Below are 20,080 nucleotides of genomic sequence, written 5' to 3'. Positions count from 1 at the left end.
CGGGCTTCTGGCCGGCTTCGTCGAGGCCCGGCTCGTCAACGAGCCCTTCTCCGACCCGGGCGTCTTTCTCGACGTCCGGTTCGGCCGCCGCGCGATCCTGTTCGATCTCGGCGACGTCGCGGCGCTGTCTGCGCGCGAGATCCTGCGGGTGGGGGACGTCTTCGTCTCCCACCTCCACATGGATCACTTCGCCGGCTTCGACCGGCTCCTGCGGCTGAACCTCTACCAGGAGCGGTGCTTGCGCATCGTCGGGCCGCCGGGCCTCGTCCGGGGCGTCGAGGCGAAGCTCGCGGCCTATTCCTGGAACCTCCTCGGACCCCACTCCGCCGACTTCTCGATCCTCGCCCTCGACTGGGACGGCGCGGGCTTCCGCGCCGCCGGCGTCTTCCGGGCTCGCGACGCGTTCCGGCGGAGGGATACGCCCTTCCCCGACCTGCCGCCGGGCATCCTTCTCGACGAGCCGGAATTCACGGTCGAGGCGGCCGTGCTCGACCACGGCATTCCCTGCCTCGGCTTCGGGCTGCAGGAGCGCCTGCGCGTCAACGTTCACCGGGCGCGCCTCGATGAGATGGGGCTCGCCCCTGGTCCCTGGCTGACGCAGGCCAAGCGCGCGGTGCGCGCCGGCTTCGGGCCCGAGACGCGCTTCGAGGCGGCGCCCGGCCGGACGATGTCGCTCGGCGTCCTGCGCGAGGCCGGCGTCCTCCACGTCGGTCCCGGCCAGCGCGTCGCCTATGTCACGGACATGGCCGCGAGCGCGGCGAATCTCGACGCCGCCGCGCGGCTGGCGGCGGGCGCGGACCTGTTCTTCGTGGAAGCCGGCTTCCTCCCCGACGACGAGGCGCTCGCGCGCGCCAAGCACCACATGACCGCGGCCGATGCCGGCGCCCTGGCGCGGCGGGCGGGCGTGCGCCGGGCGATCCCTTTCCACTTCTCCGCCCGCTATCTCGAGCGCGAGGCGGATGTTCGCGCCGCCTTCGAAGCGGCCTTCGCCGGACATGGAAAAGGCGCGGCGCCGAAGTGACGCCGAGCCCTGGTTGCTTCGACGAAGGGGTCGATCAGGCCGCGGCGCGCGAGCCGCCGCCCTCGATGCGCTTCTTGACCTGGGCGCGCAGGGCGTCGAGGTCCTTGGCGAAGGAGCGGATGCCCTCGGCGAGCTTTTCCGTCGCCATGGCGTCCTCGTTCATCATCCAGCGGAAATGCTTCTCGCTCATCTCGATGCGCTCGACCTTGCCGACCGTGTCGGGCGAGAGCTTGCGCTCCAGCGCGCCCTGGGCGGCGTCGAGCTCCTGGAGAAGAGCCGGGGAGATGGTCAGGCGATCGCAGCCGGCGAGGGCCTCGATCTCGCCGGCATTGCGGAACGAGGCTCCCATGACCACCGTCTTGATGCCGTTGGCCTTGTAGTAGTTGTAGATCTCGCGCACCGAATGGACGCCCGGATCCTCCTCCGGCCCGAAGGTCTTGCCGGTGGACTTGGCGTACCAGTCCATGATGCGGCCGACGAAGGGCGAGATCAGGAAGACGCCCGCATCGGCGCAGGCGATGGCTTGGGCCTTGGAGAAGATGAGCGTCAGGTTGCAGTCGATCCCCTCCTTCTGAAGCTGCTCCGCGGCGCGGATGCCCTCCCAGGTGGAGGCGAGCTTGATCAGGATCTTGTCGCGCGACACGCCGCGCGCCTCGTAGTCGGCGATGATCGCGCGGGCGCGCTTCAGCGAACCCTCGACGTCGAAGGACAGGTCGGCGTCGACTTCGGTCGAAACGCGGCCCGGCACCAGCTCCGCCAGCGCGACGCCCACCGACACGGCGAGGCGGTCCGCGACCGCGTGTGTGACGGCGTCGCTCGCTCCGTTCTGCGATGCGCCCCAATTCAGCGCCTCGGCGAAGGCGTCCTCGAACATGGGCGTGCCGAGCGCCTTGAGGACGATGGTCGGATTCGTCGTGCAGTCGGTCGGCTTGAGCTTGCGCACGGCCTCGATGTCGCCGGTGTCGGCGACGACGGTCGTCATCTGTCGCAGCTGTTCGAGCTTGGAGGCCATTGTCGTATCTCTCGTTCCTGGAAACACCGCCCACGCACCGGCCGGCGATGAGGTTTCGACGATCCCCGACCATCCTCCCGCGCAAAGGCCGTGAGAACGAGAACGGCGCGGAATCGCTTCGGGCTTGACCTCAATGTGGCGAAGTCCAGGACGAACGACAATAGTGCGGGGCGAATTCGCCGCCCTCACCAGATCAGGACAGCAACTTCAACGCGAGGCGGAGCGCACCGTCAGCGCGTTGAGTAGGCCTTCCAGGTGATGGCGCAGCTCCGGATCGGCGATCTGCTCCAGCGAGGACGTCATGGCCGCATCCCCGGCGTCGAGCGCCGCGCCGTTCGCATCCTGGGCGGCTCGACGCGGAAGCCCTTCGAAGAAGAAGGACGGGCTGACCTCCATCATGTCGGCCAGCCGGAAGAGCGTGCTGGCGCTGATGCGATTGTCGCCGGACTCGTACTTGCGAACCTGCTGATAGGTCGTGCCCACTCCGCGGCCGACGGCCGACAAGGAAAGATGACGCCGCTCGCGCAAGCTGCGCAGGCGCGATCCGATGTGAATATCGATCGGATCCTTGGGCATTTCCATCTCACTCCACGCCTTCGGCCCGTCGTCGACGAACCCCAACTCGGCGGCGCAGGTATAGCAACTTCTGGGGATGGAACAAGACAAGCCACATATGGCAGCACGCTCTTCTTCCCCTGCTTGAACCGTCCCTGAGAACTATAACTTTAGCGTGCAAAACTCCCGGAAAGGGAGTGCAATTGCACGCGGATGCGCCGCTATTCCGCCGGTTCCGGGCTCCGTCGCTCGCCGTTCAAAGCGAATCAGCGGCGACCAGCCGAGCGACGGGTTGCCCGCCCGCATCTCGTTGGTCCAGGCCGTGCCGGTGGGCCCACAGGATCGCGACGAGGATCAGGGCGCCGGTCATGCCGACATGCTCGGTCGCGGCTTGGACGGCGATGGTGCGGAACGGCTCCTCCGTCATGCTCCCGACGTGATGCACGATTGGGATCGTCAGGGCCGTGAAGACGCCGAGCGCGCCGGCACCGAGCCAGGCCCATCGGTCCGCGACGACCAGCGCCGATCCGCTTCGCATCGGTTTCCGGACGATGCCGACGTGCTAACTGCGCTTCGTCATGAAATCGGAGACGCCTCGACGATGCCCAGTTCCGCTGCCCCTCGCCTGCTCCTCGCATGCCTCGCCGCGCTGGCCTGCGCGCCCGCTTCGGCGCGCGCCGCCGACCTGTCCGTGCGGATCGAGGGCCTGAGAAACGCGCAAGGCGTCGTTTCCGTCTGCGTCACGGCGAAGGCGGACGCGTTTCCGGGCTGCGACGGCGATCCGGCGGCGCGGCGCCAGACGGTGCGGGCGAGCGAGGCCGGGCGGCCGGTCGTGTTCCGGAACCTTGCCCCCGGCACCTACGCCGTGGCGGCGCTGCACGACGAGAACGCCGACGGGCGCCTCGGCACCAACTTCCTCGGCATCCCGACGGAGGGCATCGGCGTCTCGAACGACGCGCTGCCGACCTTCTCCGCGCCGCGCTTCCGGGATGCCGCGGTGCGCCTGGAGGGCAGCGGAAGCCTCTCCGTGCGCGTGCGCTACCGCTGAAACGACAAGGGGCCGCGCCTCGCGGCGCGGCCCCTTGTCTATTCCATCGGGCTTCCGAGACGGAAGCTTACTCGCTGTCGCGGCCCTTGAGGGCGGCGCCGAGGATGTCGCCGAGCGAGGCGCCGGAGTCGGTCGAGCCGTACTGGGCCACCGCTTCCTTCTCCTCGGCGATCTGCAGCGCCTTGATCGACACGCCGACGCGGCGAGCCTTCTTGTCGAACTGCGTGACGCGCGCGTCGAGCTTCTGCCCGACCGAGAAGCGCTCGGGGCGCTGGTCGTCGCGGTCGCGGGCGAGGTCCGAGCGGCGGATGAACGAGGTGAGATCGGTATCGACGATCTTGACCTCGATGCCGCCCTCGTTGACCGCCGTCACCTCGCAGGTCACGACCGAGCCGCGGCGGATTTCGCCGGCCTCGGCGGCCTCGACGAAGGGATCGCCGCCGACCTGCTTCATGCCGAGCGAGATGCGCTCCTTCTCGACGTCGACGTCGAGAACCTGGGCCTTGACGAGGTCGCCCTTGTTGAACTCCTCGATGACCTGCTCGCCCGGACGGTTCCAGTCGAGGTCGGAGAGGTGGACCATGCCGTCCACGTCGCCTTCGAGGCCGATGAACAGGCCGAACTCGGTCTTGTTCTTGACTTCGCCCTCGACGATCGTGCCGATCGGGAACTGGTCGCGGAACGCTTCCCAGGGGTTCTGGAGCGTCTGCTTGAGGCCGAGCGAGATGCGGCGCTTGTTCGGGTCGACTTCCAGGACGACCACCTCAACCTCCTGCGAGGTGGAGAGGATCTTGCCGGGATGGACGTTCTTCTTCGTCCAGGACATCTCGGAGACGTGGATGAGTCCCTCGATGCCCGGCTCGAGCTCGACGAACGCACCGTAGTCGGTGATGTTCGTGACGCGGCCGGTGACCTTGACGCCCATCGGGTACTTGACGCCGATGCCGTCCCAGGGATCGGCTTCCAGCTGCTTCATGCCCAGGGAGATGCGATGCGTCTCCTGGTTGATGCGGATGATCTGGACCTTGACGGTCTGGCCGATCTGCAGGATCTCGGACGGGTGGTTGACGCGGCGCCAGGCCATGTCGGTGACGTGGAGCAGGCCGTCGATGCCGCCCAGGTCCACGAAGGCGCCGTAGTCGGTGATGTTCTTGACGACGCCGTCGACGACCTGACCCTCTTCGAGGTTCTGGACGATCTCCGAGCGCTGCTCGGCGCGGCTTTCTTCGAGAACCGTGCGACGCGACACGACGATGTTGCCGCGGCGCTTGTCCATCTTGAGGATCTGGAACGGCTGCGGCGTGTTCATCAGCGGGCCGACGTCGCGGATCGGACGGATGTCGACCTGGCTGCGCGGCAGGAAGGCCACGGCGCCGTCGAGGTCGACCGTGAAGCCGCCCTTGACCTGGTTGAAGATCTGGCCTTCGACCTTTTCGCCGCGGTTGAACTTTTCTTCGAGCTTGACCCAGCTCTCCTCGCGGCGCGCCTTGTCGCGCGACAGAACGGCTTCGCCAAGGGCGTTCTCGATGCGCTCGACATAGACCTCGACGGTGTCGCCGACCTTCAGGTCGGAGCCACGGCCGCCGAATTCCTTGAGGGCGACGCGGCCCTCGACCTTCAGGCCGGCGTCGATGACGGCCATGTCCTTCTCGATCGCGACGACCGTTCCCTTGACCACCGCGCCTTCGGCGACGTCGTGGTCATGGAAGGACGCTTCGAGAAGCGAGGCGAAATCCTCTCGCGAGGCGGTAGCGTTGGACATTCGTTCTCCTTGAGCGCCCGCGCCGGCTTGTTCGTGATCGGTCCGGTGCGGGCGGATGCGCCACGGGGAAACCTCCCCGGCGGGTCTGGTGTTGCGTTTCGCACGGGTCGGGCTTCGTCCGGCCGCGGCCGCTTCGGGCGGTCGGGCCACGCCGCAGGACCGCGCCCGGTTCGGGCTGGGTCTCGATGCGGCGCCTGGCGCGTTGGACGAAACCCGCATGCGGATTTCAGGTCTTGCGTCTTGCGTATCGGAGCGCCCGCCCGCCCGCGTATGCGAGAGACCGAAGCTCCATGAGCCAAAGGGCCGTGTCCTTGCCCCCTCGGGGAAGAACCGGCCCGTCGCTCAATCCCGTTCCGCGCGCCTCGCCAGGACATCGTCGACGATCTGGCAGGCGGCCCGGAACGCGGCCTCTATATCCAAATCGCTGGTGTCCAGCAAGTGCGCGTCCGCCGCGGGCTTCAGCGGCGCGATGGCGCGCCCGGCATCCCGGGCGTCCCGCTCGCGCGTTTCGGCGAGGATGCGCTCATAGGGCGCGTCGCGCCCCTTGGCGATCAGCTCGTCGGAGCGGCGGCGGGCCCGGACCTCGGGGCTCGCCGTCACGAAGATCTTCACGTCGGCATCCGGGCAGATCACCGTTCCGATGTCACGCCCGTCGAGCACCGCGCCCTCGGGGCGGTGCGCGAAGTTCTGCTGGAAGGCGAGAAGCGCAGTGCGCACGGGATAATGCGCGGCCACCCGGCTCGCCCGCTCGCCGGCCTCGCGACCGCGAAGGTTCGGATCCTCGAGATGCTCCGTCTGGAGGCGTCGGGCGACGCTTCCCGCGGCATCGGGATCGTCGAGGTCGACGCCCGCCTCGTGGGCGAGGCGTCCGACGGCCCGGTAGAGCAGCCCCGTATCCAGATAGGGAAGCTCGTAGGCTTGCGCAAGTCTTTGGGCAAGCGTGCCTTTTCCGGCCGCGGCGGGTCCGTCGATGGCGATCACGAGGGGCTGGCGTACCGGCATGGGCTCACTCCGGGAGGGCAGGCGGAAGCGGACGAAACGCTCGCGTTCGGGATCGGGCTCCGGCGCACGGGGAAAGCCGGCGAGCGCGGAAAGCGTGCCGATGAGGCGGCCGATCACGAAGGGGATCGACAGGAAGAAGAGGATGGCAGCGATGCCGCCGAGGCTGCGCAGCGCGTTGAGGACGAGGAGAGCCCCGCCATTGCTCGCGGCCCAAACCGGCAGGAGTACCGCGTCGGGCCCGGCGGCGTAGACGACGAGCGCGAGCGCGACGAGGATGGCAGGCACGATCCGCCACGCGGCGCCGGGCAGCGGCTTCGCCACGCCCGCGACGAGGCGCAAGCGGAAGCGGCGGGCGACGCTGCGCGCGTAGATCAGCCCGAGCGGCGTCAGAAGAAGGACGAGGACGAGGCCGGCCTCCACGCGCCCGGACCCGTCCGCTCAGTCGCCGCCCAGGGCGAGCGCCGAGGCGCTTCCGGCGTCGTCGGTCTCGAAGGAAGCGCCGAGGCCGGTCATCAGCGCCTCGAACTCCGGGAAGCTCGTCGCGATCATCCGCGCGTCGTCGATCGTAACGGGCTTGCGGCAGGCGAGGCCGAGGACGAGGAAGCTCATGGCGATGCGGTGGTCGAGATGGGTCTCGACGGCCGGGCCGCCGCCATAGCCGCGGCCCTCCGGATCGCCCGTCACCGTCAGCCAGTCGTGCCCCGACTCGTGCGCGACGTTGGCGCGGGCGAGACCCGCCGCGACGGCCGCGAGGCGGTCGCTTTCCTTGACGCGCAGTTCCTCCAGCCCCTCCATCCGCGTGGTGCCTTCGGCGAAGGCGGCGGCGGCGGCCAGCACGGGATACTCGTCGATCATGAAGGGCGCGCGCGCCGCCGGCACGGTGACGCCCTTGAGACGGGAGTGGCGCACGCGAAGGTCCGCGACCTCCTCGCCGCCGGCGATCCGCTTGTCCAGGACCTCGATCGAGGCACCCATCTCGATCAGCGTCTCCACGAGCCCGGTGCGCGTCGGGTTCATCAGGACGTTCTCGACCACCACGTCCGAGCCGGGCACGACGAGCGCGGCGACGATCGGGAAGGCGGCCGAGGAGGGATCGCCCGGCACAACGAAGTCCGGAACGCCCTTGAGCGCCCCCTGCCCTTCCAGGCGGATGGTGCGCGCGCCGCTTGCCCCGTCCACCGCCACCTCGACGTTCGCGCCGAAGCCGGACAGCATGCGCTCGGTGTGGTCGCGGGTGGCGATCGGCTCGATCACGGTGGTGATCCCCGGCGCGTTGAGGCCGGCGAGGAGCACGGCCGACTTCACCTGCGCGGAGGCCATGGGCACGCGATAGGTGATGGACGCGGCGACGCGCGGCCCGTGGATCGTGAGGGGCAGGCGGTCGCCCGAGCGGGCGAGCACCTGGACGCCCATCTCGCGCAAGGGATCGAGGACGCGCCCCATCGGACGGCGCGACAGCGACGCGTCGCCGACGAAGGTGGCGGCGAAGTCGTATGTGCCGACGAGGCCCATGGTGAGACGCGAGCCGGTGCCGGCATTGCCGAAGTCGAGGACGCTCTCGGGCTCGAGCAGGCAGCCGTTGCCGACGCCGTCGACGATCCAGTCAGCGCCCTCGCGCCGGATCTGCGCGCCCATCTGGCTCATGGCCCGGCCCGTGGCGAGAACGTCCTCTCCTTCGAGGAGGCCGGACACGCGGGTCCGTCCGCTGGCGAGCCCACCGAACAGGAAGGCGCGGTGCGAAATCGACTTGTCGCCCGGCACGCGCGCGCGGCCCCGAAGGGCGCCGGAGGAGCGGGCGCGCAAGGGGCGGGGCGAGGCGGCGTCAGGATTCATGGGTCGACTTAAGGAGATGGGCGGTGGGTCGGACCCCGCGACGCTCGGGCCGGAAGGCCGGTGCGGCGGGCTTGGGCGCGGCCCTTCTTGCGCAGGCCGGATGCGTTTTGACAAGCTTTCCGTCAAGCCCTAAGGGACGGCCGATTTCAACGGTCGATCGCCCGCGCGCGGCCGCGTTGCCGCGCGCCCGGCCTGGTCGGGGGACCAGGGCACGCGTCGACCGCTGTTTCCCGCGGCGGCAGTTCAAGCGACAAGGCAGGCACGGATGGCCAAACCCGAACTCGGCACCAAGCGAATCGACCCGGAAACGGGCCGCAAGTTCTACGACCTCAACAAGGACCCGATCGTCTCGCCCTATACGGGCAAGTCCTATCCCCTGTCCTTCTTCGAGGTGACCGCGGCCAAGGCCAGCAGCCGCGCGGCGCCGGTCGACGACGAGGAAACCGAGACGGAGACGGTGGAGGTCGACGAGACGCCGAACACCGTCTCGCTGAACGACGTCGAGGACGAGGACGAGAACGCGCAGGATCCCATCGCCGACATCGACGATTCGGACGACGAGACGCCGGACGTCAACGACGACGATACGTTCCTCGAGGCAGAGGACGAGGATGACGACGACATGTCGGACATCATCGGCGGCCGCGACGAGGACGAGGAGGTCTGATCGGCCTTCGCCAGGGGTCGCGGCCCCGGCCTGCCCGCCGCCACGCGGGCTTCGCGCAAGCTTCGCAAGGCCTTCGCGGCCTTCGTGAAAAAAGCGCTTGATCTCCGGAGCGGACCCCCTTATGACCCGCTCCACCAGACGCCGCGGGGCACACGAAAGCCCTGAAGCGACACCGAGTTTCGAGGCCGGCACGCCGGCTTCGCGGGGCCATAGCTCAGCTGGGAGAGCGCTACAATGGCATTGTAGAGGTCAGCGGTTCGATCCCGCTTGGCTCCACCAATCGAAGGCCGGTTCCTTGCAAGAGGAACCGGCCTTTTTCGTTTTCGGCAAGTGGGTCCGGTTGTGCGCACGGCGCCGACGCATCCTCGGTTTCCCGAGGGTGGAAGACGGCGCCGGCAGGGCGGATGGGACGGGACGTCCTTCTCGGCGGCTTCCGCCTCAGACCTCCACGCTCCATTCGAAGCGGCGCGACGCGCCGGGGGCGAGGCGGAGGATGCCGGGCTTGTCGTCGAACTCGCCGTCCCAGCCGACGGGGCTCGCCATGCCGTACCACGGCTCGATGCACAGGAAGTCCGCGCCGCTCGGCTTCGACCAGATGCCGAGGTCCTTGTAGCCGCTCCAGGCGACGGTGATCGCCCGAACCACCTCGCCGCCCTCGCCCAGCGCCTCGAAGCGGACGCTGGCGCTCGAAACGTCCGGAATGACCAGGGCATCCCCGGCGAAGAGCGCCTCGTCGAGCGGCAGGACGGCGCCGTCGAACGGCAAGGGAGCCTCAGCTCCGAGAAGGCCGCCCTCGATGAGGCGCATGGGCCCGGGCTCGCGCGAATCGAAGACGAGGCGGTGGCGGGCCTTCGGCACGCCCGCGGCGAGCGGCCAGGAAAAGGCCGGATGGGCTCCGATGGCGCAGGGCAGAGGCTCGGCGCCGGGATTCGAGACGGTTGTCGAGACTGTCAGCCGCCCGCCTTCGATCGCGTAGGCCTGCTCCAGATCGAAGGCGAAGGGGAAGCGCTCGCGCGTTTCGGGCGAATCGGCGAGGCGCAGCACGGCGCGGCTCGGCGTCTTCGCCGTCCATTCGAAGCGGCTGTCGCGAGCGAAACCGTGCTGCGTCACGTGATAGGCCGTACCGCCGCGGCGCAGGGTGTCGCCGGCGAGCTTGCCGACGATGGGAAACAGGATCGGCGCGTGGCGCGGCCATTCGGGCCGGGCCTGCCAGAGGAGCTCGCGCCCGTCCGCCGCCTTGAGGCTCGTCAGCTCCGCGCCGTCCGCCTTGACCGATGCGGACAGTTCAGCCGAGCCGATCCCGTGCGTATCCCCGTCCATGCCTCATGCTCCTGCCGTTCGTCGCGATGCGGCGAGCCTAACGGCGCGTGGCGACGGATTGAAGGGCCGTCAGGCCGCCAAGGCGATCTGCGGCACGTAATCCTTGGCGCGCGCCATGTCGGCGAAGAAGGCCTCGCGCTCGCGCGCCTGCGCCTCCGGGTCGGGCAGGCGCAGGATATAGGCGGGATGAACGGTGACGAGGAGCTTGGTGTCGCCGCCCGGCAGGTCGATGAGCTTCGAGCGCGTGTCGCGGATGGTGACGGTGCGCCCGAGCACCGCCGCGGCGGCCGTCGCGCCCAGCGCCACGATGAGTTTCGGCGCGATCAGCTCGCGCTCGAGCTCCAGCCACCAGCGGCAGACCTTCACCTCGCCCATGGAGGGCTTGGAGTGGATGCGCCGCTTGCCGCGCGGCTCGAACTTGAAGTGCTTCACCGCATTGGTGACGTAGGCCTGCGCCCGGTCGATGCCGGCATTGGCCAAAGCCTCGTTGAACACCTTTCCGGCCGGGCCGACGAAGGGGTGGCCGGCGAGATCCTCCTGGTCGCCCGGCTGTTCGCCGACGAAGATCACCGACGCGTCGGCCGGTCCCTCGCCGAAGACGGTCTGCGTCGCCGGCTCCCAGAGCGGACAGGCCTTGCAGTGCTTGGCCTGTTCGCGCGCTTCCTCGATATCCTCCGGCTTCCGGTTGAAGCCGCCGAAGGCTTCCATCGTCGCCGGCGCCTTGATCGCGGCCCTTGCCATGGTGTCACGCTCCGCCTGTTTCTCGTGGCGGAAACTCGGCAGCGTCGGCGCGGTTGCCAGCATGCGACGCGACGCCTCCTCGGCGCCGCGGATGAGCGGCGCGATGAGGGCGGCCTCGGGCAGGTTGTGCCAGTACTTCTTCGGCATCTCCGCCTGCATCGCCTTCACCTTCAGCCGCGCCGGGTTGAAGATCGAAGCGTAGTAGGTAAGCCAGAGCGCTTCCGCCGCGTCGTCCGCCGGCCGGTCGGCCGCGCTGCCGCCGGGCGCGAAGGAGAGCGCCTCGCCGTCCCAGTGGACGGAGCGGCGCGGCGTGACGATCGACCAGACCATGCCGGGAAAGCGGCGCATGAAGAACGGGGCGGTCAGCTCGACAACGTGGTGGAAGGGCTCGAACCAGGCGATGGAGTGCGTGCCCCCGTCCGGCGTCGGCACCTCGCGGAAGCGCACGAAGGCCTTCATCTTGTGCGCGTCGCGGTAGACGGCCTTGGTCATGGAGCGGGCACGCATCACGTCCGGGTCGGTCGCGACGTCGAGGAGATGGCGGTTCTCGTGCGCGAGCCGCCAGAGCAGGCGATAAAGGAGCAGGAAGCGGTCGTCGTCGGAATGGCAGACGACCTGTCTGGCGAGCTCGGGAAAGGCGCGGGGCACGTTGACCGCCTCGGCCTGGGTCGGCGCTTCCGGCATCGGCTCGCCGAAGAGCGGCGCCGGATCGCCGTCGACGGCGAAGGCGATGCGCTCGGGCGGCAGGTCGAGCGCCAGCGCGTCGCGCGCGGCCACTCGCCAGCCCTCGAAGTCGGCGGGATGCGCGAGCCGCGCGAGGTAGACGGCCGCTCCCATCAGAACAGGCTCAGCTGCTGGGGCGCCGGTGCCTTCGGCCGCGGCACGAAGTCGAGGCGCAGGTCCGTGCGGTCGGTGGCACCGCCCGGCGACCAGTCGGCGGCGACCACGAAGGGGCGCGCCTTGGCGATGGCGGATCGGCAGAGCTTGGCGACGTCGTCGAGGCGCAAGCGACGGTGCGGGCGGGAGGACAGGATGCGCTCCACCGTGCGCGTGCCGAAGCCGGGAACGCGCAGGAGCATCTCGCGGTCCGCGCGGTTGACGTCGACGGGAAAGAGGTGGCGGTTCTTCAGCGCCCAGGCAAGCTTCGGGTCGATGTCGAGGTCGAGCATGCCGCCCTCGCCGCCCGAGACGATCTCCTCGCGGTTGAAGCCGTAGAAGCGCATCAGCCAGTCGGCCTGGTAGAGCCGGTGCTCGCGCATCATCGGCGGCTTGACGAGCGGCAGGCGGCTCGATGAATCCGGGATCGGCGAGAAGGCGGAGTAGTAGACGCGGCGCAGCTGGTAATTGCCGTATAGGTTCTCCGAGCGACCGAGGATCTGGTCGTCGTCGGTGCCGTCCGCGCCGATGATCATCTGCGTCGACTGCCCGGCGGGTGCGAAGCGGCGCGGCTTGGCGCGGCTCTTCCCGGCATCCGCGGCCTCGCCCTTGGCGTCGTCGATCTTCATGCGCAGGCGACCCATGGCCTGGCGGATGTCGCGCGGCTTCTTCTCGGGAGCCAGGCTTTCCAGCGTCACGTCGGTCGGCAGCTCGATGTTGATCGACAGGCGGTCGGCGTAGAGCCCCGCCTCCTCGATCAGGGCGGGCGAAGCCTCGGGGATGGTCTTCAGATGGATGTAGCCGTGGAAATTCTCCCGCGTGCGCAGGAGTTTGGCCACCCGCACCATCTCCTCCATCGTGTAGTCCGAGGAGCGGATGATGCCCGAGGACAGGAACAGGCCCTCGATGTAGTTGCGGCGATAGAAGCTCATGGTGAGCTGCACCACCTCCTCCGCCGTGAAGCGGGCGCGCGCCACGTTCGAGGAGGAGCGGTTCACGCAGTAAAGGCAGTCGTAGATGCAGAAGTTGGTCAGAAGCAGCTTCAGGAGCGAGATGCATCGCCCGTCCGGCGCGTAGGCGTGGCAGATGCCCGAGCCTTCCGTCGAGCCGATGCCTTTCGCCTTCACCGCGTTGCGCTTCTCCGAGCCGCTGGAGGCGCAGGACGCGTCGTATTTCGCCGCGTCGGACAGGATGGCGAGCTTGTCGATGAGCGTCGTCTTGGCCATGGCGAGGATATAATGTTCGCTCTTCGTTCAAGCCACACGGATGAGGCGATCACCGGTGGACAAGTGCCGGAACGCGCGAGGTTTTCCTGCGACAAAAGCGCCGGGAGGCGGGTCGGCGCGGTGGGGTGCCGGCCCGTCCCTCGCTAAGGCGCCGGTGGAATTGGGCGCCCTCCCTCGCCCGCTCGCGGGAGAGGGTTGCGCGAAGCGCCGGGCGAGGGTGTCACCCGCCCCCTCAGATCCCCGTCTGCGTTTCCCCGGCGTCGATCGCGCCTTCCTTGACCGGCACCAGCGCCTCGATTTGGGCGACGAGCTTGGCGAAGTCGACGGGCTTGGCGTGGTAGTCGTCGCAGCCGGCGGCGATGGTCTTCTCGCGATCGCCGGACATGGCGTGGGCGGTGAGCGCGATGATCGGCATGCGGGGAATGGAGCTGTCGGCGCGGATCGTGCGCGCGGCCGTCCAGCCGTCGAGAACCGGCAGGTTCATGTCGAGGAGGATGATGTCGGGCTGGGCGACCTTGGCTTTCTCGACGCCGTCCTGCCCGTCATGGGCGAGGATCACCTCGAAGCCGCGCCGCTTCAGGCGGCGGGACAGGAAATCCCAGATCTCCTCATGATCCTCGACGAGCAGGATCCGGGTCATGGCTTGGTCTCCACTCTGGCGTCCGCGGCATCGCGCGGCGCTGCGACGTCCGTCGGCGGCAGGTCGCCGACGGTCACTTTCCTTATCTGGCGCGCGAGGCTCCTCAGGTCGACCTCGCCCTTGGCGAGCACCCGGTCGGCATCCTGGCTGAGATAGGCGCGCTCGTCGGCGGTCAGGTCCTTCGACGTCAACACGAGCACCGGCACCTCGTTCCAGGCCGGCTCGTCGCGCATCGCCTTGAGGAAGGCGAAGCCGTCCATCACCGGCATCACGAGGTCGAGGAGGATGAGGTCGGGCACGAGTTCGCGCATGCGCTCCAGGGCCTGCGCGCCGTCTTTGGCGGTCACGACCTTCAAGTTCTCGCGCTCCATCAGCCGGCGCGTGCGCTCCAGCGCGTCCGGATCGTCGTCGACGGCCAGGACATAGCCGTCGGGGCTCGAGCGGTAGCGGTCGAGCGCCTTCTTCAGCCGGTTCCACTCGACGGGCTTGACGAGATAGTCCGAGGCGCCGAGCGCGTAGCCGAGCCCCTGCTCGTTGAGGTTGGTCAGCATCACGACGGGAATGTCGGAGAGCGTCGGGTCGGCCTTGAGGCGCGACAGCACCGACCAGCCGTCGAGGCGGGGCATGGTGACGTCGAGAAGGATCGCGTCGGGCTTGAGCTGGACGGCGAGCTCGAGGCCCGCCGCGCCGTCGGCGGCCGAGCGCACGATGAAGCCGTCCTTGACGAGGAAGCGCCCGACGAGGTCGCGCATGTGCGGGTCGTCGTCGACGACGAGCACGAGACCGGAGGACGCCTTGCGCTCCTCGCGCCCGATCGGCGCCTCGTCGCTCGGCACCTCGGGTGCCGCCGTCTCCGGCAGGACCGCCGGCAGGCGGATGGTGAAGGTTGAGCCCTCCCCTTCCCGGCTGGAAACCTCGATCGAGCCGCCGAGCATCTCGGAAAAGGCGCGGGTGATGGCAAGGCCGAGGCCGGTGCCGCCGAACTTCCTCGTCGTCGAGGCGTCGGCCTGGGTGAAGCGCTGGAACAGCTTGGCCAGCTGCTCCTCGCTCATGCCGATGCCGGTGTCGGAGACCGAGAAGGTCACGACGTCCGGCTGTCCCGACGCGCCCGGCTCGCGCACCGCCCGCAACGTGATCGTCCCGTTCTCGGTGAACTTCGAGGCGTTGGACAAGAGGTTGATCAGGCACTGGCGCAGCTTGACCTGGTCGGTGTGCATGGTGCCGAGGCTCTCGTCCGCGTCGAGGACGAGGCGGTTGTTCTTCTTGGCGATCAGCGAATCGACGGTCGAGACGACCTCGGTCACGGTGGCGAGGGCGTCGAAGCTCTCGGCGTAGACGTCCATGCGCTCGGCCTCGATCTTGGACAGGTCGAGGACGTCGTTGATCAGGGACAGGAGGTGGCGGGCATTGCCCTTGATCTTGGACAGATCGGCGGTCAGCGCCGTCTCGCCCATCTCCTCCAGCTCCTCCTCCATCATCTCGGAATAGCCGATGACGGCGGTGAGCGGGGTTCTCAGCTCGTGGCTCATATTGGCGATGAACTGGCTCTTGGCCCGGTTCGCCGTTTCGGCCGCGTCCTTGGCGTCGGCCAGCTCGCGCTCGGCTTCGCGCTGGAGCGTGACGTCGGTGTTGGTGCCGAACCAGCGCACCACGCGGCCCCGCTCGTCGCGCACGGGAACGGCCTGACTCAGGAACCAGCGATATTCGCCGTCGGCGCGCCGCAGCGGGAAGGTGTCCTCCCATTCCTCTTCGCCGGACAGTGCGAGCTGGAACTTCGTGACGACCCGTTCGAGATGGTCGGGATGATGGACCTTGTGCCAGCCGTAGCCGCGCATCTCGTCCAGCGTCGTGCCGGTGAACTCGAACCAGCGCTTGTTGTACCAGAAGATCTCGCCCTTCGGCGTCGCCGTCCAGGCGAGCTGGGGGATGTTGTCGGCCAGGACCTTGAACTGGAGGTTGGCCTCGCCGAGCTTGGCCTCGATGGTCTTGGCCTCGGTGATGTCGGCGTGGGTGCCGATCCATTCGGACACGGAGCCGTCGTCGGCGAGGATCGGAACGGCGCGCACCAGCATGTGCCGCCACGCCCCGTCGCGCCGGCGCAGCCGGTGCTCGGTGGCGTAGGGGCTCTGCTCGTGGATGGCCTTGTTCCAGGTGGCGGCGCTTGCTTCCCGGTCGTCGGGATGAACGGCGTCGATCCACCCGGCGCCGCGATACTCGTCGAAGCTCTGGCCGGTGAAGCGCTCCCAGGCGGGCTGCGGCTCCTCGAAGCTGCCGGTGTCGGAGGTCGACCAGACGATGGCCGCGACGGCGTCGATCAGCGAGCGGAAGCGCTTTTCCGAGCGCGACAGCCGGCGTTGGGCGTGGTGGCGGCCGGTCGAATCCATGACCGCGATGCCGCAGGCGCGCTCCTTCGACGAAGCATTCGAGATGCCTGCCGCGTTCAGGGGATAGAAGCTGGCGAGAAGCAGACGCTCCTTCTCGGCCTCCACGCCGCCGAGCACGAACTCGACGTTGAGCTGCGTGGCGCCGGTGTCGAGCACCTGCCGCACGAGGCGCTCGGCGCGCTCGCGCTGACCGGGAAAGAGCCGCTCCAGCGTGTCGCCCTCGGCGAGCGGCGCGCCGTCCACGGTCATCTCGGACAGGCTCTCGTTGATCCGGCGCAGGCGCAGATCCTCGCCAACGAAGCCGAGCCCGACCGGCGAATAGCGCAGAACGTTGGCGAGCGCGTCGGCGGTGCGCTTGTTCTGCCGCTGGCGCCAGAGCGCGGTCGCGGCCAGAAGCAGCGCCGCCACGGCCGCGACGAAGAAGGCGATGTTGGCGAGCGTCTCGATGGATCCCGCCTGCCGCGTCAGGCGGGCGCTGCGGTCGAAGGAGGCGGCGCGCAGGTCGTCGGCCGCCGCGCGCACGGATTCCATCATCTCCAGCCCGCGGCCGCTTCGCACCAACGCGGCCGCCGGCTCGAAGCCCTCCACGCGGCGCGCCTCGACCACCTGGCCGGCGAAATCGGTCTGCGCGGCGACCTCCTCCCGGATGCGCGCGAGGTCCGTTTCCGGCCGCCCGATCTGCGCGAGCGTCTTGCCCAGCGTGTCGAGAGCGGGCGTCACCGCCTTCACCGCCCCGTCATAGGGGCGCAGAAAGGCCTCGTCGCCGGTCAGAGTGAAGCCGCGCTGCGAGGTCTCGACGGTGGTCACCTGGAGAAGCAGGGCTGCGAGCTGGTCGCGCAGGGCGATCTCGCCGAGCACCGCCTCGCGCCGCTCTCCGTTCTGCCAGGAGGCCCAGCCATAGGCGAGAACGGCACCGAGAAGGGCCAAGCTGCAAAGCACCATCACGATGCGCTGGGGATGACGGCCCATGGGACTCCGGCGACGACTTACGGGGGACGGCGGCCGGTTCCGGCCGCTTCGCGATGCGAGAAACAAGTCTAGGGCGGCGGCGGCGATTTCGCAGATGGCGGCTCCCACGACGAGGCCGGCGCTTGCGTCCGGCGCCGCGATCCCGGACGATGGGACACCCGGCCCTTTTGGCGCCTTGCGAACGAGACCCCTGCCATGGCGGACATCCTTCCCGTCTTCGACGGGCACAACGACGTGCTCCTGCGCCTATGGAACGAGGGCGACGGGGCGATCGACCGCTTCCTGTCCGGAACCCGCGCCGGGCACATCGACCTGCCGCGGGCGCGTGCCGGGGGCCTTGCCGGCGGCCTCTTCGCGATCTTCCCGCCCTCGCCGCACGATCCGAACCTCATCGACCGGATGCCGAAAGGCGGCTACGCTATTCCGCTTCCGACCCCGCTCGACCCGGCCGAGGGCGTCGCCGCGACGATCGGCATGGCGTCCATCCTGTTCCGCCTGGAAGCGGCCTCGAAGGGTGCGCTCGCCGTGTGCCGCTCCGTCGCCGAGATTCGAGCGGCGATCGCCCGCGGCGCGATGGCGGCCGTTTTCCACGTCGAGGGGGCCGAGGCGATCGGACCGGACCTCGCCATGCTCGACGTCCTCCACGCGGCGGGCCTCCGGTCGCTGGGACCGGTCTGGAGCCGCAACAACGTCTTCGGCGACGGCGTGCCGATGCGCTTTCCCGCGACCGCCGACCATGGCGGCGGCCTGAGCGAGGCGGGACGCGCGCTGGTGAAGCGCTGCAACGAGCTGCGCATCGTCGTCGACCTCAGCCACATGACGGAGAAGGGATTTGGCGACGTCGCGGCGCTCTCGACGGCGCCGCTCGTCGCCACCCACTCCAACGTCCATGCCCTCTGCCCGCACAGCCGGAACCTGTCCGACGCGCAGTTCGAGGCCATCCGGGCGAGCGGGGGCGTCGTCGGCCTGAACTTCGCCACGGCCTTTCTGCGCGAGGACGGCTCCATGGACCCGCATACGGCGCTCGACGTCCTCGTGCGCCACCTCGCCGCCATGGTGGAGCGGCTCGGCGAGGACGGCGTCGCGCTCGGCTCGGACTTCGACGGGGCGACCATCCCCCACGCCGTGGGCGACGCCGCCGGCCTGCCGCGGCTGGTCGGCGCCATGCGCGCGGCCGGCTTCGGCGACGCGCTGGTCGCCAAGATCGCGCGCGAGAACTGGCTCTCGGTCCTCCAGCGTACCTGGGGCGGCTGAGCCGCTCGGGAGCCGGCAAAGCCAGGCCTTGCATAGGGATACGGCGCTGGATAGCCTTCGCGCGGTTGCGGCGCAGGGGCGATTCACCAGGATCGTCCCACCCTGGCGGCCGGACCCGACGAACAAAGGCTCTTCCCATGTCGACCCTCGCCCGCCGCACCGGAACCGCCTCCCGTCTCGCGCTCGGGACGGCGCTCGCCGCCCTGGCGCTCTTCGGCGCGGCGCCCGCCGTGCTCGCCGAAACGCCGGCCGATACGCTGGTGATCGCCAACGGCATCGACGACCTGATCTCGCTCGATCCGGCTCAGGCCTTCGAGTTCTCGGGCCTCGACCAGATCAACAACATCTACGAGACGCTGGTCGAGATCGACCCGACGACGCTCCAGCCGGTGCCGGGCCTCGCCGAGAGCTGGACCGTCTCGGAAGACGGGCAGACCTTCACCTTCAAGATCCGCCAGGGCCGGGCCTTCGCCTCGGGCAATCCCGTGACGGCCAAGGACGCGGCCTTCTCGATCCAGCGCGTCGTGCGGCTGAACCAGTCCCCGGCCTTCATCCTCACCCAGTTCGGCCTGACGCCGGAAAACATCGAGCAGACGGTGACGGCGCCCGACGACCAGACGCTGGTCATCAAGCTCGACCGCCCCTACGCGCCGACCTTCGTGACCAACGCGCTGACGGCCGAGGTCGGCTCGGTGGTCGACATGCAGACGGTGATGGAGCACGTCGAGGGCGAGGACCTCGGCAATGCCTGGCTCTCGGTGAACTCGGCCGGCTCCGGCCCCTACATGCTGCGCGCCTGGAAGCCGAACGAGAGCGTCATCCTCGAGGCGAACCCGAACTTCGACCGGCCGGTGCCGCTGAAGCGCGTCTTCGTGCGCCACGTGGTGGAGCCCGCGACGCAGCGCCTGCTGCTCGAGAACGGCGACGTCGACATCGCCCGCAACATCGCGCCCACCGACATCGACGCCATCGAGGCGGCGGAGGGCACGCGCATGCAGACCGAGCTGCGCGGCCAGATCTATTACCTCTCCGGCAACCAGAAGAACGAGATCCTGGCCAAGCCCCAGGTGATGGAGGCCATCAAGTACCTCATCGACTACGAAGGCATGGCCAACAGCATCGTCAAGGGCACCAACCAGGTCCACCAGTCCTTCCTGCCGCAGGGCTTCCTCGGCGCCATCGACGACAAGCCCTATGCGCAGAACGTCGAGAAGGCCAAGCAGCTCCTGACGGAGGCCGGCTACCCCGACGGCTTCCCGATCGAGATCCTGATCCGCAACGAGCAGGAGCGCATCGACATCGCGCAGGCCCTCCAGGGCTCGCTGGCCCAGGGCGGCATCAAGGCCTCGATCCGCCAGACCACCGGCGCCGAGGCGCTGTCGATCTTCCGCGCCCGCAACCACCAGCTGACGCTCCAGACCTGGGGGCCGGACTATCCCGACCCCAACACCAACGCCTCGGTCTTCGCGGCCAATGCCGACAACACCGACGAGGGCCAGCTGACAGGCAACCTCGCCTGGCGCAACGCCTATGCCGCGACCGAAACCACGCCGATGGTGGCCGAGGCCGTCGTCGAGAAGGACGAGAACAAGCGCCGGGCCCTTTACGAGGAGATGCAGCGCATCTCCCAGAAGTCCTCGCCCTTCGCCATCATGTTCCAGCGCTCCGAGCCGACGGGCGTGCGCGACGGCGTCGAGGGCTTCAAGGCCGGCGGCGCGGTCTCCTCGGCTTTCTACTGGACCGTTAGCAAGGGCGGCGCGGCGCAGTAGC

Annotated in this window: 16 protein-coding genes and 1 tRNA gene; 6 read left to right on the top strand and 11 right to left on the bottom strand. The window is 69.1% G+C overall.

Going from position 1 to position 20,080, the window contains the following annotated elements:
* Window positions 1-7: 7 nt before the first annotated feature.
* Window positions 8-1,021, top strand: a complete 1,014-nt coding sequence (locus tag FZN60_RS00265) for an MBL fold metallo-hydrolase (protein WP_158870602.1) — start codon at window positions 8-10, stop codon at window positions 1,019-1,021.
* A 34-nt stretch (window positions 1,022-1,055) separates the two neighbouring features.
* Here FZN60_RS00265 and tal read toward each other — a convergent pair whose 3' ends face one another.
* The 3 genes from tal to FZN60_RS00250 all read right to left on the bottom strand — a co-directional run bounded on the left by tal (window position 1,056) and on the right by FZN60_RS00250 (window position 3,126).
* Complete coding sequence (gene tal / locus FZN60_RS00260; protein ID WP_158869890.1) at window positions 1,056-2,033, bottom strand: transaldolase; 978 nt, start codon at window positions 2,031-2,033, stop codon at window positions 1,056-1,058.
* Between the two features lie 207 nt (window positions 2,034-2,240).
* Entirely contained in the window at window positions 2,241-2,654 is a 414-nt protein-coding gene (locus FZN60_RS00255; RefSeq protein WP_158869889.1) for a helix-turn-helix domain-containing protein, read from the bottom strand.
* A 190-nt stretch (window positions 2,655-2,844) separates the two neighbouring features.
* Window positions 2,845-3,126, bottom strand: a complete 282-nt coding sequence (locus FZN60_RS00250) for a hypothetical protein (RefSeq protein WP_158869888.1) — start codon at window positions 3,124-3,126, stop codon at window positions 2,845-2,847.
* A 63-nt stretch (window positions 3,127-3,189) separates the two neighbouring features.
* Here FZN60_RS00250 and FZN60_RS00245 point away from each other — a divergent pair, with 63 nt between their 5' ends.
* Complete coding sequence (locus FZN60_RS00245) at window positions 3,190-3,636, top strand: DUF2141 domain-containing protein (protein ID WP_199266446.1); 447 nt, start codon at window positions 3,190-3,192, stop codon at window positions 3,634-3,636.
* A gap of 67 nt (window positions 3,637-3,703) precedes the next feature.
* On the opposite strand, the gene rpsA is transcribed toward FZN60_RS00245, so the two are convergent.
* From rpsA to aroA, 3 genes are all read right to left on the bottom strand, one after another.
* Window positions 3,704-5,617 carry a 30S ribosomal protein S1 gene (rpsA, locus tag FZN60_RS00240; RefSeq protein ID WP_255475851.1) on the bottom strand — a complete coding sequence of 638 codons (1,914 nt, stop codon included), beginning with the start codon at window positions 5,615-5,617 and terminating at the stop codon, window positions 3,704-3,706.
* Between the two features lie 123 nt (window positions 5,618-5,740).
* Window positions 5,741-6,400 carry a (d)CMP kinase gene (gene cmk / locus FZN60_RS00235; protein ID WP_158870598.1) on the bottom strand — a complete coding sequence of 220 codons (660 nt, stop codon included), beginning with the start codon at window positions 6,398-6,400 and terminating at the stop codon, window positions 5,741-5,743.
* Between the two features lie 438 nt (window positions 6,401-6,838).
* Window positions 6,839-8,233 (bottom strand): 3-phosphoshikimate 1-carboxyvinyltransferase, encoded by a 1,395-nt coding sequence (aroA, locus tag FZN60_RS00230; RefSeq protein WP_158869886.1) that lies wholly within the window; start codon window positions 8,231-8,233, stop codon window positions 6,839-6,841.
* Between the two features lie 265 nt (window positions 8,234-8,498).
* Between aroA and FZN60_RS00225 the strand changes: the two genes are divergently transcribed.
* Both FZN60_RS00225 and FZN60_RS00220 read left to right on the top strand, forming a co-directional pair.
* Window positions 8,499-8,900, top strand: a complete 402-nt coding sequence (locus FZN60_RS00225) for a TIGR02300 family protein (RefSeq protein WP_158869885.1) — start codon at window positions 8,499-8,501, stop codon at window positions 8,898-8,900.
* A gap of 203 nt (window positions 8,901-9,103) precedes the next feature.
* A tRNA-Ala gene (locus FZN60_RS00220) sits at window positions 9,104-9,179 on the top strand.
* 159 nt (window positions 9,180-9,338) lie between these two features.
* On the opposite strand, the gene FZN60_RS00215 is transcribed toward FZN60_RS00220, so the two are convergent.
* From FZN60_RS00215 to FZN60_RS00195, 5 genes are all read right to left on the bottom strand, one after another.
* Window positions 9,339-10,220, bottom strand: a complete 882-nt coding sequence (locus tag FZN60_RS00215) for an aldose 1-epimerase family protein (protein WP_158869883.1) — start codon at window positions 10,218-10,220, stop codon at window positions 9,339-9,341.
* A gap of 69 nt (window positions 10,221-10,289) precedes the next feature.
* Complete coding sequence (locus FZN60_RS00210; RefSeq protein ID WP_158869881.1) at window positions 10,290-11,798, bottom strand: UdgX family uracil-DNA binding protein; 1,509 nt, start codon at window positions 11,796-11,798, stop codon at window positions 10,290-10,292.
* Window positions 11,798-13,063, bottom strand: coding sequence for a putative DNA modification/repair radical SAM protein (locus FZN60_RS00205; RefSeq protein WP_158869879.1), 1,266 nt, complete (start codon window positions 13,061-13,063; stop codon window positions 11,798-11,800). Before FZN60_RS00205 ends, FZN60_RS00210 begins: the two co-directional genes overlap by 1 nt.
* Window positions 13,064-13,295: 232 nt before the next feature.
* Window positions 13,296-13,703 (bottom strand): response regulator, encoded by a 408-nt coding sequence (locus FZN60_RS00200; RefSeq protein ID WP_158869877.1) that lies wholly within the window; start codon window positions 13,701-13,703, stop codon window positions 13,296-13,298.
* On the bottom strand, window positions 13,700-17,056 hold the full coding sequence (locus FZN60_RS00195) for a response regulator (protein ID WP_158869875.1): 3,357 nt from the start codon (window positions 17,054-17,056) through the stop codon (window positions 13,700-13,702). The genes FZN60_RS00200 and FZN60_RS00195 overlap by 4 nt, the downstream gene beginning before the upstream one ends.
* A gap of 195 nt (window positions 17,057-17,251) precedes the next feature.
* On the opposite strand from FZN60_RS00195, the gene FZN60_RS00190 reads away from it, so the two are divergent.
* Together FZN60_RS00190 and FZN60_RS00185 are read left to right on the top strand one after the other, a co-directional pair.
* The gene (locus FZN60_RS00190; RefSeq protein ID WP_158869873.1) at window positions 17,252-18,310 is read left to right on the top strand and encodes a dipeptidase; all 1,059 of its coding nucleotides are present in this window, start codon (window positions 17,252-17,254) and stop codon (window positions 18,308-18,310) included.
* Window positions 18,311-18,447: 137 nt separating this feature from the next.
* Complete coding sequence (locus tag FZN60_RS00185) at window positions 18,448-20,079, top strand: ABC transporter substrate-binding protein (protein WP_158869871.1); 1,632 nt, start codon at window positions 18,448-18,450, stop codon at window positions 20,077-20,079.
* Window position 20,080 lies beyond the last annotated feature (1 nt).

The organism is Antarcticirhabdus aurantiaca (assembly GCF_009765365.1).
Taxonomy (GTDB): domain Bacteria; phylum Pseudomonadota; class Alphaproteobacteria; order Rhizobiales; family Rhizobiaceae; genus Antarcticirhabdus; species Antarcticirhabdus aurantiaca.
Note: the sequence above shows the minus strand (reverse complement) of the source record. Positions and strands in the feature narration are given on the sequence as shown.

What these genes read in the sequence shown, in the direction of transcription:
- tal (WP_158869890.1), bottom strand. Translation starts at nt 2,033, where the DNA reads ATGGCCTCCAAGCTCGAACAGCTGCGACAGATGACGACCGTCGTCGCC.
- FZN60_RS00250 (WP_158869888.1), bottom strand. Translation starts at nt 3,126, where the DNA reads ATGCGAAGCGGATCGGCGCTGGTCGTCGCGGACCGATGGGCCTGGCTC.
- FZN60_RS00245 (WP_199266446.1), top strand. Translation starts at nt 3,190, where the DNA reads ATGCCCAGTTCCGCTGCCCCTCGCCTGCTCCTCGCATGCCTCGCCGCG.
- rpsA (WP_255475851.1), bottom strand. Translation starts at nt 5,617, where the DNA reads ATGCGGGTTTCGTCCAACGCGCCAGGCGCCGCATCGAGACCCAGCCCG.
- cmk (WP_158870598.1), bottom strand. Translation starts at nt 6,400, where the DNA reads ATGCCGGTACGCCAGCCCCTCGTGATCGCCATCGACGGACCCGCCGCG.
- aroA (WP_158869886.1), bottom strand. Translation starts at nt 8,233, where the DNA reads ATGAATCCTGACGCCGCCTCGCCCCGCCCCTTGCGCGCCCGCTCCTCC.
- FZN60_RS00225 (WP_158869885.1), top strand. Translation starts at nt 8,499, where the DNA reads ATGGCCAAACCCGAACTCGGCACCAAGCGAATCGACCCGGAAACGGGC.
- FZN60_RS00215 (WP_158869883.1), bottom strand. Translation starts at nt 10,220, where the DNA reads ATGGACGGGGATACGCACGGGATCGGCTCGGCTGAACTGTCCGCATCG.
- FZN60_RS00210 (WP_158869881.1), bottom strand. Translation starts at nt 11,798, where the DNA reads ATGGGAGCGGCCGTCTACCTCGCGCGGCTCGCGCATCCCGCCGACTTC.
- FZN60_RS00205 (WP_158869879.1), bottom strand. Translation starts at nt 13,063, where the DNA reads ATGGCCAAGACGACGCTCATCGACAAGCTCGCCATCCTGTCCGACGCG.
- FZN60_RS00200 (WP_158869877.1), bottom strand. Translation starts at nt 13,703, where the DNA reads ATGACCCGGATCCTGCTCGTCGAGGATCATGAGGAGATCTGGGATTTC.
- FZN60_RS00195 (WP_158869875.1), bottom strand. Translation starts at nt 17,056, where the DNA reads ATGGGCCGTCATCCCCAGCGCATCGTGATGGTGCTTTGCAGCTTGGCC.
- FZN60_RS00190 (WP_158869873.1), top strand. Translation starts at nt 17,252, where the DNA reads ATGGCGGACATCCTTCCCGTCTTCGACGGGCACAACGACGTGCTCCTG.
- FZN60_RS00185 (WP_158869871.1), top strand. Translation starts at nt 18,448, where the DNA reads ATGTCGACCCTCGCCCGCCGCACCGGAACCGCCTCCCGTCTCGCGCTC.